The sequence below is a fragment of the Arthrobacter sp. TWP1-1 genome, from assembly GCF_049897845.1.
In the GTDB taxonomy this organism is placed as follows: domain Bacteria; phylum Actinomycetota; class Actinomycetes; order Actinomycetales; family Micrococcaceae; genus Specibacter.
Genome location: NZ_JAFCXC010000011.1, coordinates 25,231 through 38,803, shown reverse-complemented (window position 1 = coordinate 38,803; position 13,573 = coordinate 25,231). Strand labels below are relative to the sequence as shown.

At 61.4% G+C, this 13,573-nt stretch carries 12 protein-coding genes, 1 tRNA gene and 1 pseudogene; 10 read left to right on the top strand and 4 right to left on the bottom strand.

Annotated elements, in window-relative coordinates:
- Window positions 1-97: 97 nt before the first annotated feature.
- The 6 genes from ACP7B9_RS15945 to ACP7B9_RS15920 all read left to right on the top strand — a co-directional run bounded on the left by ACP7B9_RS15945 (window position 98) and on the right by ACP7B9_RS15920 (window position 7,750).
- Complete coding sequence (locus ACP7B9_RS15945; protein WP_425864947.1) at window positions 98-886, top strand: DeoR/GlpR family DNA-binding transcription regulator; 789 nt, start codon at window positions 98-100, stop codon at window positions 884-886.
- Window positions 883-1,830 carry a 1-phosphofructokinase family hexose kinase gene (locus ACP7B9_RS15940; protein WP_425864946.1) on the top strand — a complete coding sequence of 316 codons (948 nt, stop codon included), beginning with the start codon at window positions 883-885 and terminating at the stop codon, window positions 1,828-1,830. The genes ACP7B9_RS15945 and ACP7B9_RS15940 overlap by 4 nt, the downstream gene beginning before the upstream one ends.
- 17 nt (window positions 1,831-1,847) lie before the next feature.
- Complete coding sequence (locus ACP7B9_RS15935) at window positions 1,848-3,875, top strand: PTS fructose transporter subunit IIABC (protein WP_425864945.1); 2,028 nt, start codon at window positions 1,848-1,850, stop codon at window positions 3,873-3,875.
- A 29-nt stretch (window positions 3,876-3,904) separates the two neighbouring features.
- Window positions 3,905-5,623, top strand: coding sequence for a phosphoenolpyruvate--protein phosphotransferase (locus ACP7B9_RS15930; protein ID WP_425864944.1), 1,719 nt, complete (start codon window positions 3,905-3,907; stop codon window positions 5,621-5,623).
- 67 nt (window positions 5,624-5,690) lie between these two features.
- On the top strand, window positions 5,691-5,966 hold the full coding sequence (locus ACP7B9_RS15925; RefSeq protein WP_425864943.1) for an HPr family phosphocarrier protein: 276 nt from the start codon (window positions 5,691-5,693) through the stop codon (window positions 5,964-5,966).
- 179 nt (window positions 5,967-6,145) lie between these two features.
- Window positions 6,146-7,750: an MFS transporter gene (locus ACP7B9_RS15920; RefSeq protein ID WP_425864942.1), complete on the top strand. Its 1,605-nt coding sequence runs from the start codon at window positions 6,146-6,148 to the stop codon at window positions 7,748-7,750.
- 107 nt (window positions 7,751-7,857) lie between these two features.
- Here the strand turns inward: ACP7B9_RS15920 and ACP7B9_RS15915 are convergent, their stop codons facing one another.
- The 3 genes and pseudogenes from ACP7B9_RS15915 to ACP7B9_RS15905 all read right to left on the bottom strand — a co-directional run bounded on the left by ACP7B9_RS15915 (window position 7,858) and on the right by ACP7B9_RS15905 (window position 9,889).
- Window positions 7,858-8,619: an SDR family NAD(P)-dependent oxidoreductase gene (locus ACP7B9_RS15915; RefSeq protein ID WP_425864941.1), complete on the bottom strand. Its 762-nt coding sequence runs from the start codon at window positions 8,617-8,619 to the stop codon at window positions 7,858-7,860.
- On the bottom strand, window positions 8,620-8,955 hold the full coding sequence (locus ACP7B9_RS15910) for a GNAT family N-acetyltransferase (protein WP_425864940.1): 336 nt from the start codon (window positions 8,953-8,955) through the stop codon (window positions 8,620-8,622).
- A gap of 99 nt (window positions 8,956-9,054) precedes the next feature.
- Window positions 9,055-9,889 (bottom strand): annotated as a pseudogene (locus tag ACP7B9_RS15905) (hydroxymethylpyrimidine/phosphomethylpyrimidine kinase).
- 103 nt (window positions 9,890-9,992) lie between these two features.
- Between ACP7B9_RS15905 and ACP7B9_RS15900 the strand changes: the two are divergent.
- Window positions 9,993-10,640 (top strand): cysteine hydrolase, encoded by a 648-nt coding sequence (locus ACP7B9_RS15900; RefSeq protein WP_425864939.1) that lies wholly within the window; start codon window positions 9,993-9,995, stop codon window positions 10,638-10,640.
- Between the two features lie 67 nt (window positions 10,641-10,707).
- On the opposite strand, the gene ACP7B9_RS15895 is transcribed toward ACP7B9_RS15900, so the two are convergent.
- Window positions 10,708-10,780, bottom strand: a tRNA-Lys gene (locus ACP7B9_RS15895).
- A gap of 161 nt (window positions 10,781-10,941) precedes the next feature.
- On the opposite strand from ACP7B9_RS15895, the gene ACP7B9_RS15890 reads away from it, so the two are divergent.
- The 3 genes from ACP7B9_RS15890 to ACP7B9_RS15880 all read left to right on the top strand — a co-directional run bounded on the left by ACP7B9_RS15890 (window position 10,942) and on the right by ACP7B9_RS15880 (window position 13,414).
- Window positions 10,942-11,589 carry a hypothetical protein gene (locus tag ACP7B9_RS15890; RefSeq protein ID WP_425864938.1) on the top strand — a complete coding sequence of 216 codons (648 nt, stop codon included), beginning with the start codon at window positions 10,942-10,944 and terminating at the stop codon, window positions 11,587-11,589.
- Between the two features lie 193 nt (window positions 11,590-11,782).
- On the top strand, window positions 11,783-12,400 hold the full coding sequence (locus ACP7B9_RS15885) for a DUF47 domain-containing protein (RefSeq protein ID WP_425864937.1): 618 nt from the start codon (window positions 11,783-11,785) through the stop codon (window positions 12,398-12,400).
- A 3-nt stretch (window positions 12,401-12,403) separates the two neighbouring features.
- The gene (locus ACP7B9_RS15880) at window positions 12,404-13,414 is read left to right on the top strand and encodes an anion permease (RefSeq protein ID WP_425864936.1); all 1,011 of its coding nucleotides are present in this window, start codon (window positions 12,404-12,406) and stop codon (window positions 13,412-13,414) included.
- The last annotated feature ends 159 nt before the right edge of the window (window positions 13,415-13,573 follow it).

The window sequence follows — 13,573 nt, the reverse complement described above, 5'->3', positions numbered from 1 at the left end:
AACTGCATTGACAAACAAAGATAAACACAGATAGAGTCGTATAAATCAACATCTTGTGACACCCGTCACGCACCAGAGCCGCTGCGGAAGGACCGCCATGTTTGCTGAAGAACGGCAACGCCGAATCGCAGAACTCGTCGCCGCCCAGGGCCGCGTCAGCGTCCAGGAACTGGCAGAACTTTTCTCCGTCACCCAGGAAACCGTCCGCCGCGACCTGGCCACCCTCGAGGAATCCGGCCAGCTGCGCCGAGTCCACGGCGGGGCCGTTAGTACCGACCGGCTCACTCGCTCCGAACTGAGCCTGACCGAACGCCAGAGCCAGCGCCTGGATGAGAAGCAGCGCATTGCCGCAGCAGCCATCGCGCTCGTGCCCAACGCCCCAACAGCCTCGATCCTGCTTGATTCGGGAACCTCCACGGCAGCCCTGGCCGAGCTTCTTTCCAGCTGGACTCCGGCTAACCCCGGCGATGAACTGCTCGTTATCACCAACTCGCTGCCCACCGCGGCATCACTGAGCAACAACAAGCACCTGCTGTTGGACATTGTTGGCGGCCGCGTTCGTGGCCTGACCAGCGCGGTAGTCGGCGCCCGTGCCACCGAACAGCTCGGCGCGCTCCGCCCGGACATCGCATTCATTGGCACCAACGGCATCCACGCCGATTTTGGCCTGAGCACTCCCGACCCCGTTGAGGCGGCGACCAAGACCGCCATGGTCAGGGCCGCCCGGCAGGTCGTGGTCCTCGCAGACGCCTCAAAGCTCGGCACCGAAACTCTTGTCCGCTTCGCAACCCTAGAGGAGATCGACACCTTGATCACCACCTCCGCACCGTCCACCGAACTTGCCGCCGCGTTGTGCGCCGCCGGCGTTGAGGTCGTGGTCGCATGATTCTGACACTGACCCCCAACCCGAGCCTTGACCGCACCATCGAGCTCGCTGGAGTTCTCGAGCGCGGCGAAGTTCAGCGCGCCACGGCAGCTTCCCAGCACCCCGGCGGCAAGGGCGTGAACATTGTCCGGGCCCTGTCGGCGTCGAACATCGAGTCCCTAGCTCTGCTTCCCGGCGACGCGGATGACGCCGTCGTCCGAGCCCTCTCGGCCGAGAACATTCCCCACCTGACCCTGCCCATCGGCGCTGCACTGCGCAGCAATGTTGCCATTACCGAACCCGATGGCACCACCACCAAGGTCAATGAGCCCGGCCCCGAGCTGACTCCCGCACAGCTTGCCGAGCTGCTGGCGCTCACGGTTGAGAAGTCCGACGGCGCTGCCTGGCTTGTGCTGGCAGGCTCACTCCCGCCGGGCGTTCCGGCCGATTTTTACGCCCACGTCATCGATGCTGTACGTAGCGCTTACGGCCCCAATGCCCCCAAAATTGCAGTAGATTCCTCCGGCGCACCCCTGCTGGAGAGTCTGCGTTCGGCTCCTGATCTCATCAAACCCAATGGTGAGGAACTTGCCGAGCTAACTGGCACCTCAAACGGCCAGGACCTCGAATCCAACCCGGAATTGGCCGCCAACACCGCTTCAGCCCTGATTCTCCGCGGCGTCGGTGCAGTCCTTGCAACCCTTGGATCCAAGGGTGCAGTTCTGGTGACCAAGGATGGTAGCTGGCACGGCAACGGCCCAGCCATCGAGGCAAAAAGCACAGTCGGCGCGGGCGATTCCGCCTTGGCCGGATATCTGTTGAGCACCTTACGCGGCGATTCCGCGCAGGCCTGCTTGCAGCAAGCAGTGGCCCATGGGGCGGCCGCAGCTTCCCTCCCCGGAACCATGGTTCCTTCCGTTGAACAAACCAACCCCGCCGCCGTCGTCGTGACTGCACTGGCCTGAAGCCGAAGAGACCTAAAATGACTACTCTTATCACCACCGATCTGGTGCTCCTTGATGCCGATCTCGGCACGGACACCACCAGCGTTATCCGCAACCTGGCCGAGCTCGTCACTGAGACCGGCCGCGCCTCCGAGGTTGAAGGCCTGTTTGCCGATGCCTTGGCCCGCGAACAAAAGACCGCCACGGGCGTTCCCGGCGGCATTGCCATCCCGCATTGCCGCTCCGAGGCTGTCCTTGAACCCACCTTGGCCATGGCCCGACTGAACCCGGCCGTCGACTTCGGCGCCAAAGACGGCCCGGCCGACATCGTGTTCTTCATTGCAGCCCCGGCTGGCGCCGACAACGCCCACCTGAAACTGCTCTCAAAGCTTGCCCGCTCCCTCATCAAGAAGGACTTCACGGCAGCCCTGCGCGCAGCAGCAACCCCGGCAGACATCGTTGCCCTCGTCGAGGACGCCCTGGCGGACAAGCCGAAGGCTGCCGCGACTACTGCGGCGCCGGTGGCAGCCGCAGCGGCGACCGTGGACACCCCCACAACACGCCAGAAGCGGATTGTTGCCGTGACGGCATGCCCCACCGGCATTGCCCACACATACATGGCAGCCGATTCCTTGGTGCTAGCCGCACAGGAAGCCGGCGTTGACCTGCAGGTTGAAACACAGGGCTCCGGGGCCGTGACGCCACTGGATCCAGCCGTCATTGCCGCTGCCGATGCCGTGATCTTTGCTGTGGACGTTGACGTGCGCGGCAAAGAGCGCTTTGCTGGCAAGCCCGTCATCAACGCACCTGTGAAGCGTGGCATTGATGAGCCGGCCAAGATGATCCAGGAGGCCCTCGCGGCCGCCGACAATCCCAACGCGCACCGGGTGCCGCACTTTGGTGCCGAGGAGGCAGCCGAAAACAGGGCTAATTCCTCGGGCGAGAGCCTTGGCGCCAAGATCAAGAAGGTTCTGCTGACGGGCGTCAGCTACATGATCCCGTTCGTGGCCGGTGGAGGTCTGCTGATCGCGCTGGGCTTCTTGCTCGGTGGCTACGATGTGACCGATGTTGCCAAGGATGTGGTCCTGAAGAACAGCCTCTTCAACCTGCCTGACGGCGGACTCATGATTTACCTCGGCGCCGTTGCCTTCACCATCGGCAACCTGTCAATGAGCTTCCTTGTCCCGGCGCTTGCGGGCTACATAGCCTTCGGCATCGCGGACCGTCCTGGTATTGCACCGGGCTTCACGGCAGGCGCCATCGCCGTCTTCATGGGCGCGGGCTTCCTCGGTGGTTTGGTGGGCGGTATTCTTGCCGGTCTCGCAGCTTACTGGATCGGCAGCTGGAAGGTTCCGCGCTGGCTGCGTGGCCTCATGCCTGTTGTCATCATCCCGCTTTTGGGTTCCATCATCGCTTCCGGCGCCATGCTCTTGTTCCTTGGCGCACCCATCGCTGCCCTGTCCAACGGTTTGAACAGCTGGTTGACCGGCATGACCGGCACCTCCGCCGTCATTCTTGGCATGATCCTTGGCCTCATGATGTGCTTCGACCTTGGCGGTCCGGTCAACAAGGTTGCCTACGCATTCGCCGTCGCCGGTCTTGGTACGGGCACCGCATTGAACCAGGCCCCGTGGGAAATCATGGCAACCGTCATGGCTGCGGGCATGGTTCCGCCGCTGGCATTGGCACTGGCTACCGTGTTGGACAAGAAGCGCTTCTCACTGGCCGAGCGTGAAAACGGCAAGGCGGCCTGGCTGCTCGGTGCCTCCTTCATCTCCGAAGGCGCCATCCCGTTCGCCGCGGCCGATCCGCTGCGCGTCATTCCCGCCACCATGGTTGGTGGTGCCATCACCGGCGCAATGACAATGGGCTTCCACGTCACCTCGCAGGCACCCCACGGCGGAATCTTCGTCTTCTTCGCCATTGGCAACGTTGGCATGTTCATCCTGGCCATTGTGATTGGCACTATCGTGTCGGCTCTGGGAGTTGTGGCCCTGAAGCGCTGGGCTGTACGCAAGCCCGTTGATACCCTTGCAGCAGCACAGCCCGCAGCCCAGGCCAACTAGGACCTGAAATGAATTTCGAAGGAGCAACCGTGCAAAGCTTTGTTGGAGTCGGTGTCTTCAGAGGCCGAGTCATTGGCCCTGTCAGGCACATGCCGCCCGCCTTGACCGCCCCTCCCGGCGGCGAAAGATTGGACAGTTCGACGACGGCCGAGGCTGCCGCCGCGAGCCTCAAGGAGGCTGGGGCAACAGTCAAAGCCACCTTGGTGGAACGGGCAAGCCGGGCCACGGGCGACGGCAAGGCCGTGCTTGAGGCAACGGCACTGATGGCAACAGATCCCATGCTCATCAAGGCCGCCATCAAGCTCATCAACACGGGCAGCTCCGCCGAACGTGCCATTTGGGACGCCGGTGACACGGTTGCGGCCATGCTCATCAGCCTCGGCGGATACATGGCAGAGCGCTCTCACGATGTCCTCGACGTCCGGTCCCGCATTGTGGCGGCCCTGCGCGGTGTTCCTGCGCCGGAGATCCCGGATTCCCTGGTGCCCTTCATTCTGGTCGCTGATGACCTGGCCCCGGCCGACACAGCAACCCTTGACCCCACAAAGGTCATTGCACTGGTCACCGCCGGCGGCGGTCCCCAGTCACACACGGCCATCATCGCCCGCAGCCTTGGCCTGCCGGCCGTGGTTGCGGCAGCCGGGGTTGCTGCCCTTGAGGAAGGCTCGGAGCTTTACGTTGACGGCTCTGCCGGAGTTGTCAGCACCGAACCCGGGGACGCCGAGCATGCGGCTGTCGCCGTGTGGCTGGAAAAGGCCTCGTTGCTGAATGTCTTTGACGGGGACGGACAGCTCGCTGACGGCACCAAGCTGGCCCTGCTGGCCAACGTTGGTGGTGCCAAGGACGCCCAGGAGGCTGCTGCCGCCAACGCCCAGGGCGTTGGTCTGTTGCGCACCGAATTCTGCTTCCTCGGCAACAGCACCGAACCCACTCATGAGGATCAGGTGGCAGCCTACAAGGGCGTCTTCGATGCCTTCCCCGGCAAAAAGGTTGTTGTTCGAACCCTCGACGCCGGAGCGGACAAGCCGCTGCCGTTCCTGACCGACAGCACCGAGCCGAACCCTGCCTTGGGTGTGCGGGGCTATCGCACCGATACCACCACCCCCGGTGTTCTCGCTCGTCAGCTGACTGCCATTGCGGACGCCGCGGCGCAGTCGGAGGCCCTGGTCTGGGTCATGGCTCCCATGATTTCCACACCGGCCGAGGCCGCCGATTTTGCCGCCATGTGCACCACCGCCGGACTCAACACTCCCGGCGTCATGGTTGAGGTGCCTTCGGCTGCACTCACGGCCCGGCATTTGCTGGACCGTGTGGAATTCGCCAGCTTGGGGACCAATGACCTGACTCAGTACACCATGGCCGCCGATAGGCAGCTGGGCACGTTGGCTGCACTGAACGATCCGTGGCAGCCAGCCGTACTGGCCTTGATCCAGGCCACCGTTGAAGGTTCTATCGCGCAGGCCAAACACTCGGCATTACTGGCACTCGAGGACTCGCAGCCCAAGCCGGTTGGCGTGTGCGGCGAGTCGGCGGCGGACCCTGCCCTCGCCGTCGTCCTTGCAGGCCTTGGCGTGACCTCACTGTCCATGACGCCACGGGCGCTTCCCGCGGTTGCCGCCGTCCTACGCACCATCACCATGCCTGAAGCCCGCCAACTGGCATATCGTGCCGTAGGCGCCGCCTCCGCAGCCGAGGCCCGCGAGCTTGTTCGCGCCGGGCTGCCCGCTCTGGCCGAACTAGGCTTGTAATTCCCTCCGCTGGTCGAGCTTGACCACCACACCCCACTGATCATCAAACAAAGAATTGGAGCACCCCATGATTGAACGTACCGCCACCATTGCCAGCACCGTAGGACTGCACGCCCGTCCGGCAGCCATCTTCGCCGAAGCCGCTGGCGATTTGGGTGTTGAAGTAACAATTGCACGCGTTGGCGAGCCCCTTGACGAGGCAGTCGATGCCGACAGCATGCTGGCCTTGATGGGCCTTGGTGTTGAGTACGGCGAGGCCGTTGTTTTGCGCACCGAAGATGACTCTGCAGCCGAGGCTCTCGAAGCCCTGGCACGCATTCTAGAGACCAACCACGACGCCTAAATTCGGCGCCCAGAAACCCCGTGTCGAAGCCTGTTTACAGCCTTCAGCACGGGGTTTTTGCATGGTTGACAGGAACCCCGCAATGGGTCCAGAATGACCCATCTGGTAGAATTTATGGTCTGCCCGTAGCGATGCAGCAGAAAGTCGCAAGCAAATGACCTCCTTAAGGGGATGAACAAATGCCCATAGACCGAAGCATGACTCAACCGGATTCAGGTGTTAAGGACACCGCAGATCGACCGCAGACGCGGCTAAAAAAGCCCCGTCTGACAAAACTAAAGAAACGCCGCTTGGGCGTGGATCACGTAAATATTGTTGATGCGCCCATGCTCAAAAAAGCCCTCGGCGGAACCGTCGTCGGAAACACCATGGAATGGTACGACGTAGGTGTCTTCGGATACCTGATCGCCACCATGGGACCAGTTTTTCTACCGGATTCAGACCCCTCAGTGCAGACCCTGTTCCTACTGGGTACCTTCGCAGCCACGTTCCTTGCCCGCCCCCTCGGCGGCGTGGTGTTTGGCTGGCTCGGCGACAAGGTGGGGCGCCAGAAGGTGCTTGCCACCACGCTGATCGTCATGGCCTCCTCGACGTTTGCTGTGGGGCTCCTGCCCGGATACGCACAAATCGGCATCTGGGCCGCGGTACTACTTGTAGTCCTGAAGCTTGTCCAGGGCTTCTCCACTGGCGGTGAGTACGCCGGTGCAACAACCTTTGTCAGCGAATATGCGCCGGACAACCGGCGCGGGTTCTTTGCCAGCATCTTGGACCTCGGCAGCTACATGGGATTCGCCATCGGTGCCGCACTGGTCTCGGTGCTGCAACTAACCCTTGGCCAGGAAGCCATGGAGGCGTGGGGTTGGCGACTGCCTTTCCTAATTGCCGGTCCACTAGGCCTCATCGCCGTGTACTTCCGCATGAAGATCGAGGAGTCTCCGCAGTTCCAGGCAACTTTGGACGCCAACGAGGAAAACTCGAAATCCGCTGCAGCTAACGACGAGGACACGTCAGGCGGTCCCGTCCGCCTAGTGAAGGTTTATTGGCGTCAGGTGGTGCTTGCCATGGTGTTGGTAGCCGCAGCCAACACAGTGGGTTACGCCCTGACCTCTTATATGCCCACGTACCTGACGGATTCAAAGGGCTATGACCCCGTACACGGGACCCTGCTGACTATTCCCATCTTGGTCGCCATGGCCCTGTGCATCCCGCTTACTGGGCGCCTTTCCGATAAGATCGGCCGCCGTCCCGTGCTGTGGGTCGGTGCGATAAGCACCGTGGTGCTCGCCATTCCGGCCTTCATGCTGATTGGCGTTGGGCCTGTCTGGACCACCCTGCTGGGCCTGGCACTTATTGCCTTCCCCGTCACGTTCTACGTGTCGAACTTGGCCTCGGCGCTGCCAGCGTTGTTCCCGACGTCCAGCCGTTACGGCGGCATGGGCATCTCCTACAACTTTGCTGTAGCGATCTTTGGCGGCACGGCTCCGTTCATCATTCAGGGCCTGATCACCATGACCGGCAATGACATGATGCCTGCGTACTATCTAGTGCTAACCTCCGCCATTGGCGCGGTTGCTATCTACTTCCTACGCGAGTCCGCACAGAAGCCACTGCCGGGCTCCATGCCCAGCGTGGCAACTCTCGAGGAGGCAGAGGAATTGGTGGCCACCCAGGATGAAAACCCGTTGTTGGACATGGACCACATGCCCTTTGACGAGACCTATGAGCCGGCAACGCCCGGAGCTGGCATCCCCGTCACCGTGGGCCGTCCTGAAACCGAGAATTAGCACCGGAAACTCTCGGGACTTAAAAATCTAACCCGCAGTAGAGACCGAAAAACACGTCAAAATCGTGATTTTCAGCCTCTACTGCGGGTTAGCTGTCTATAGGAGGGTCAGCGGCCGCGATTGCCTGCCGCCGCAGCAAGCCTGTCGGGTACCAACCGGCTCAGCGCCATGAGCGTGGCATAGCGGCGCGACGGAATACTCACGGCTTTTCCTGCCGCGTTGTCGGCCAGCCCCTCACGCACCACCTGATCGGCGTTGAGCCACATCCATGAGCGCACGCCGCCCATATTTGCTCCCATTCGCTCATGAAATTCAGTGTGCACGAATCCCGGACATACGGCCGTTACCTTCACTCCCTTTGGCCCGTAACGAAGGTTGGCGAACCGGCTAAAGCTCACCAGCCAAGACTTCGCGGCACCATACGTTCCTCGCGGGATGAACGCTGAGACGCTTGCAATATTGATGATCTGACCTTTGCCGCGTGCCAGCATGAGCGGCAACACGGCGTGGGTGAGTTCCATGGGCGTTTGAGCCAAAATGCGCAGGTGAGCCGCTTCTTCGTCGATGGTGTTGCGCTCAAAGGCGCCAACCAAACTAAAGCCGGCGTTGTTCACCAACACGGTGACGGGGCGTGCGGGCTCTGCCAAACGGGCACAGACGGAGGCAACTCCGCTGTCCGTCACCAAGTCCGCAGACAGGATTTCCACCTCAACGCCAAAATCGGTCCGCAGCCGCACGGCCTTGGCCTCCAGCCGGTCAACATCCCTGGCGACAAGGACCAGGTCATGTTGCGAGCGGCCCAGCTGCTGGGCAAACTCGGCGCCGATGCCGGAGGTGGCTCCCGTGATGAGAGCTATTGGACGCTCCACCTAAACGCCCTCGGGGAAATCGGTGTACTGGGTGTAGAGGTCCGGGTGCTTGCCAATGAACCGGGCAACATACGGGCAATGCGGGATGACACGCTTCCCTGAAGCCACCACATCGTCCAAGGCGTACCGGGCAAGCACCTTCGCCAGACCGCGGCCTTCGAAGCCGGGCTGGCTGATGGTGTGCTCGAAATCGATGTGGCCCGGCAGGTCTTTGAAGGTGATGATCACGGCCAGCTCGTCCTGCTCAAAGAGCTCGTAGCGATGCGCGGAATCGTTGCGGGTCATCCGGACGGAGGCGTCGAAGGAATCGGATTCTTGGGCTGCGTTGGCGCTCATGAACCGAGCTTTGCACACCAGCGCGGTGCTGGCAACAGTACCCCTAGCCACAGCTGGTGCTCGAGTTGGGGTGCTGCGCCAGCGCCTCCCGCCAAACCGCTAGGCGCGGGCGCCGCCCTGCCACAATGCGGTGAAGGGAGCTCCGGAGGTGACCCGGTTCTTGATGCCCTCGGTGACGAATGCCTTGGCTGTGCGGGCCGCCTCCAGCGGAGTGGCGCCCTTGGCGAGTTCTGCCGTCACAGCGGCGGCCAGCGAGCAGCCAGCACCAGACACGGCAACTTCGCCGACCTTGGGAGCGGTAAGGACTTCCAACGTTTCGCCGTCGAAGAATACGTCCACGGCCTCCGAACCTTCCAAACGTACGCCGCCCTTGGCCAGAACTGCGGCGCCGCTGATTTCGTGGATCTTACGGGCAGCAGCCTTCAGGTCCTCGACGTTGTTGATAGTCAGGCCGGAAAGAGACTCTGCCTCGAAATGGTTGGGGGGTGACAAAGGTGGCCAGCGGAAGGATCTGAGACTTGAGTGCCTGATCCGTATCCAGCGCATGGCCAGGCTCCTGGCCCTTGCAGATCAGGACCGGATCCAACACAACGTGTTTGAAAGATGCGGCTTTGAGCGCGGTTTCCACCGTACTGATGGTGGCGGGGCTGCCCAACATGCCAATCTTCACGGTCTCCAACACCGTTGGCGCCCCCGAATCGGCACCGTATGCCGCCGTCGTGGCTTCCAATTGGTCGGCAATGACCTGCTGGTCAACCGGCACAAAGCGGTGGTTCCAATTGTCGTTCGGGTCAAAGGAGACAATGCAGGTGAGGTTTACGATCCCGAAGACGCCCAATTCCTGGAAAGTCTTCAGATCGGCTTGGGCACCGGCACCGCCTGTCGCTTCGGATCCGGCGATGGTCAGGGCAAGTGCGGGGGCGTTCATAGTCATGTGACTATCTTGCCACCTTGGAAGGCTCTACCAATGTGCGCGGCGCGGCGGTAGATTCAGCGAGGACAAGAGATTTTTGCTCTCGACGCTGAAGGAACACCTCATGGATACCGATTCAACAGCAGTAGTTTTTATCGAATTCCAAAACGATTTCACCTCCGACGGCGGGGTTTTGCACGGCGCTGTCAAGGACTCGATGGACGCCAATGGCACGTTGGATAATGCCGAAAAAGTTCTGGCCGCGGCCCGTGCCGCAGGAGCAACCATCATCCACTCCCCCATCAGTTTTGCCCCGGGGTACAACGAGATCTCCAAACACCCCTATGGCATCCTCAAAGGCGTGGTTGATGCCACAGCGTTTGTGAAGGGTGGCTGGGGTGCTGAAATCATGGACAGGTTTGCCCCTGTGGAATCCGACATTGTCATCGAGGGCAAGCGTGGTTTGGACGCCTTTGGTAGCACTAACCTCGACTTCATCTTGCGGGCCAAGGGCATCAAGACTGTCGTGTTGGCAGGATTTTTGACCAATTGCTGTGTTGAATCCACCATGCGCACGGCGTATGAACGCGGCTACAACGTGGTGACGCTAACCGATGCGGTTGCCGCCACCAGCGTTGAAGAGGGAGAATCTGCCGTCAAATTCGACTACCCCATGTTCTCCAACCCAACTACCGCAGCAGAGTTCATCGCTACCTTGGGCTCATCAGAAGTGCTCGATGATTCCTCCAGAGGCTACGAGGGAGTCTCCTAGGCTGCCGCTAAAGGGCATAAAAAGATCCCCGAACACTTTGCAGCGTTCGGGGATCTTTTTTGCTCGGTGGGCCCTGCGGGGCTCGAACCCGCGACCCACGGATTAAAAGTCCGATGCTCTACCAACTGAGCTAAAGGCCCGAGCTAAAGACAACCAGCGCAAAGATGAATCCACCTTTGCAAAAGTTGACGCATATTAGACTACCGCACGCCATACGCCAGAATGCAATCGAACCGCCGTTTTCCACACGTTCGTCCCGCCTCCCTCGACCACACTGGGGCCGCGGGGGTAGTGTCGTGTCATGAATGATCGAGCAGCCACCAACGTTCCCCGGCCGCACAAGCCCTTGCCGTTTGCACCCATCGACTTTGAGCCGTATGCAGGTGGAATCGACCCGGCACGCGTTTCCGAGGCAGCCCACCTTGCAGCCCGCGCACTGGTCCATAGCGGACGCGCCAGCACGGATCCGGAGGTCACTAAACGGCTGGTGAAACTTGCGGATAAGCAGGGCCTGGAGGCCATCGCCGAGATGTGGGCGGCAAGCCCTGCCCGGTCACTCCCCGGGGCGCTATGGCGCCTCTACGCCCTCCGGGCTGCCACGCTGCAGGATCCCGAGGGCATCAGTGTTTTCTTCCGTGCCGGCCAGCTCAAGGCGCAGGTGGCAACTGCGGTGGCCGGAGTTGCAGAGCCTCCCGGAGCCGAGGAAATCACGACCATGGCGAATGCCATCCTTTCCGGCGCGTTCGACGGCGACTTCGACGTTGCGCTGGACCGTTCGGCCGCGTTCTGCCGGGTGGTCGCCTTGGGCCAGGCGACGTTGGCCATCGAGCGTGAGGCTGCTCACCCCGAGCACTCAAGAAAGCTGACCAAAAAGGCACACCAACTGGTTCGAACGGCCGAAGATCTAGAGGGTGCAGCCAAGTCTTGGCGCAAGGGCGAACTGGACTAATCCACAGGCCCCAGTTGACACTCGAGCCAAGACGTATAAGACTGAAAGCGGTGTCGAACCGTGGAACCCCCGGGCTCCATTTTATAGCCGCTTTGAGCGGCCCAGTGCCGAGAGGCGCTCCCGGTTCGACACCACTTTTATGTCTGAATACAACGGATTTTCCGACCCGGTCCGCTAACACGAAGGCCTCACGATGAAGCTTCGACTTTTCCCTCAGGAAACTGCCGGAATTCAGGCATTGGCAAGCATGGCTGAACATGTCACGACTGGAACCCAGACCTTGGCTGAGCTCCTCGGAGCCGCCCGCGGTGATTTCCCGTCCCTTGTCGAATCACTTCGCCAGCATGAAGCAGCCTCCACCGCCGATTTTGCAGGACTACTTACCGGGATGCGGACAAGTTTCATCAATCCGTTGCCGCGTGAAGACCTCTACGCGCTCGGTCAGCTCCTTAATGAAACCAACGAAAAGATCACGGGCGCCGGGGAAGCTATTGAGCTGTACGGTTTGGATCGCATTCCGGCCCGTGTCAGCGACCAGTTGGAAATCCTTTCACGCCAGGCCGAACTGACGGTCACTGCCATGAAGTCCCTGAACGATCTAGACAGTCTTGAGGACTACTGGCTGGAAATCTTGCGTTTGGCCAAACGGGCCGATCACACCCACAGGGTGGTCATTGTCGAGCTACTCGGCAACCACAGCCCTACCTCGTTCATCAAGTACCGGTCACTCTCCGACGAATTGGCGGCGGCAAGCCAGCAAATGCGTTCAGTGGCCACACAAGTTGGCAGCATCATCGTCAAGGAATCTTAAGTCTTGATCACCGCCCTGCTGCTGGCCGTGATCGTCACGGCGGCGATTTTCGCCTTCCTCAACGGTTTCCGCGATGCCTCGACCGCCGTCGCTCTTTCGGTGCGAAACCGCGCACTCACCCCCTCGGTCGCCGTCCTGCTGGCGGGTATCTGCAACTGCCTTGGCGCTCTGGTCAGTGTGGTCTTGGCCGCGGCGTTTGCAGACAGGCTATTTACGGTACCTCCGGGGCGCAACGGCCTGGTCCTGCTGCTTGCGGCACTCATCGGGGCAAGCCTGTGGGGTATCTATTTGTGGTGGCGCGGGTTTCCGTCATCCTCCACACAGGCTCTCATTAGCGCGCTGGTGGGTTCATCGTTGGGCTCCACCGCCATTGGTCACCCGCCGATTGAAGGCATCCACACAACCCTGCTGATACTTGTCCTGCTGCCAATGCTGATATCCCCCGTAGTGGCGTTTGTGCTGGGGTTCTTGGCCGTTTACCCCGTCTCCTGGACCGCGCGAAACACCGCACCCAATCAAGTCAATCGGCGCACCCGGCAATTACAGTCCGTGGCCGGCGCGGCAGTTGCCTTTGGGCACGGCTTGCAGGATGGTCAACGCACGACGGCGATTGTCCTGCTGGCGCTGCTCGCCGCCGGTTCCAGCGCGATCCACGACATACCCCTTTGGCTGCCGTTCTTCACGGCTGGTTTGTTGACCGCAGGGACCATTGTTGGCGGCTGGCGGATCTCCTATACGCTGGGTCACCGATTGGTCCGGCTCGACCCCATGCGAGGCTTTGTAGCCCAAATCGTGGCTGCAGGGCTGCTGTTTGTTGGCACCATTGGCCTGCACATACCGTTGTCCACCACTCATACAGTCACGGCGGCCATTGTTGGGGCCGGGGCCAACCAACGCTTCTCGGCGACCAACGGCCGGGTCCTGGCCCGCATCGCGGCCGCTTGGATCACCACCCCTATTGCGTGCATGCTGCTGGGTGCCTTGTTCTTCCTGGCCCTGTCACCACTGACCTAGAGGCGCACACAGATTTAGGCACACAGACTAAAGACCCGCAGCAACGACGTCGGCCCCCCCCCCAAGGGGGGGGGCGGCCGCGGGGGGTGGAAAAAAAAGGTTACCCCACCCGCCGGGGGCGGAGTGTTACGGGGGCGTTTGGGGGGGGGTGGTGGAGAT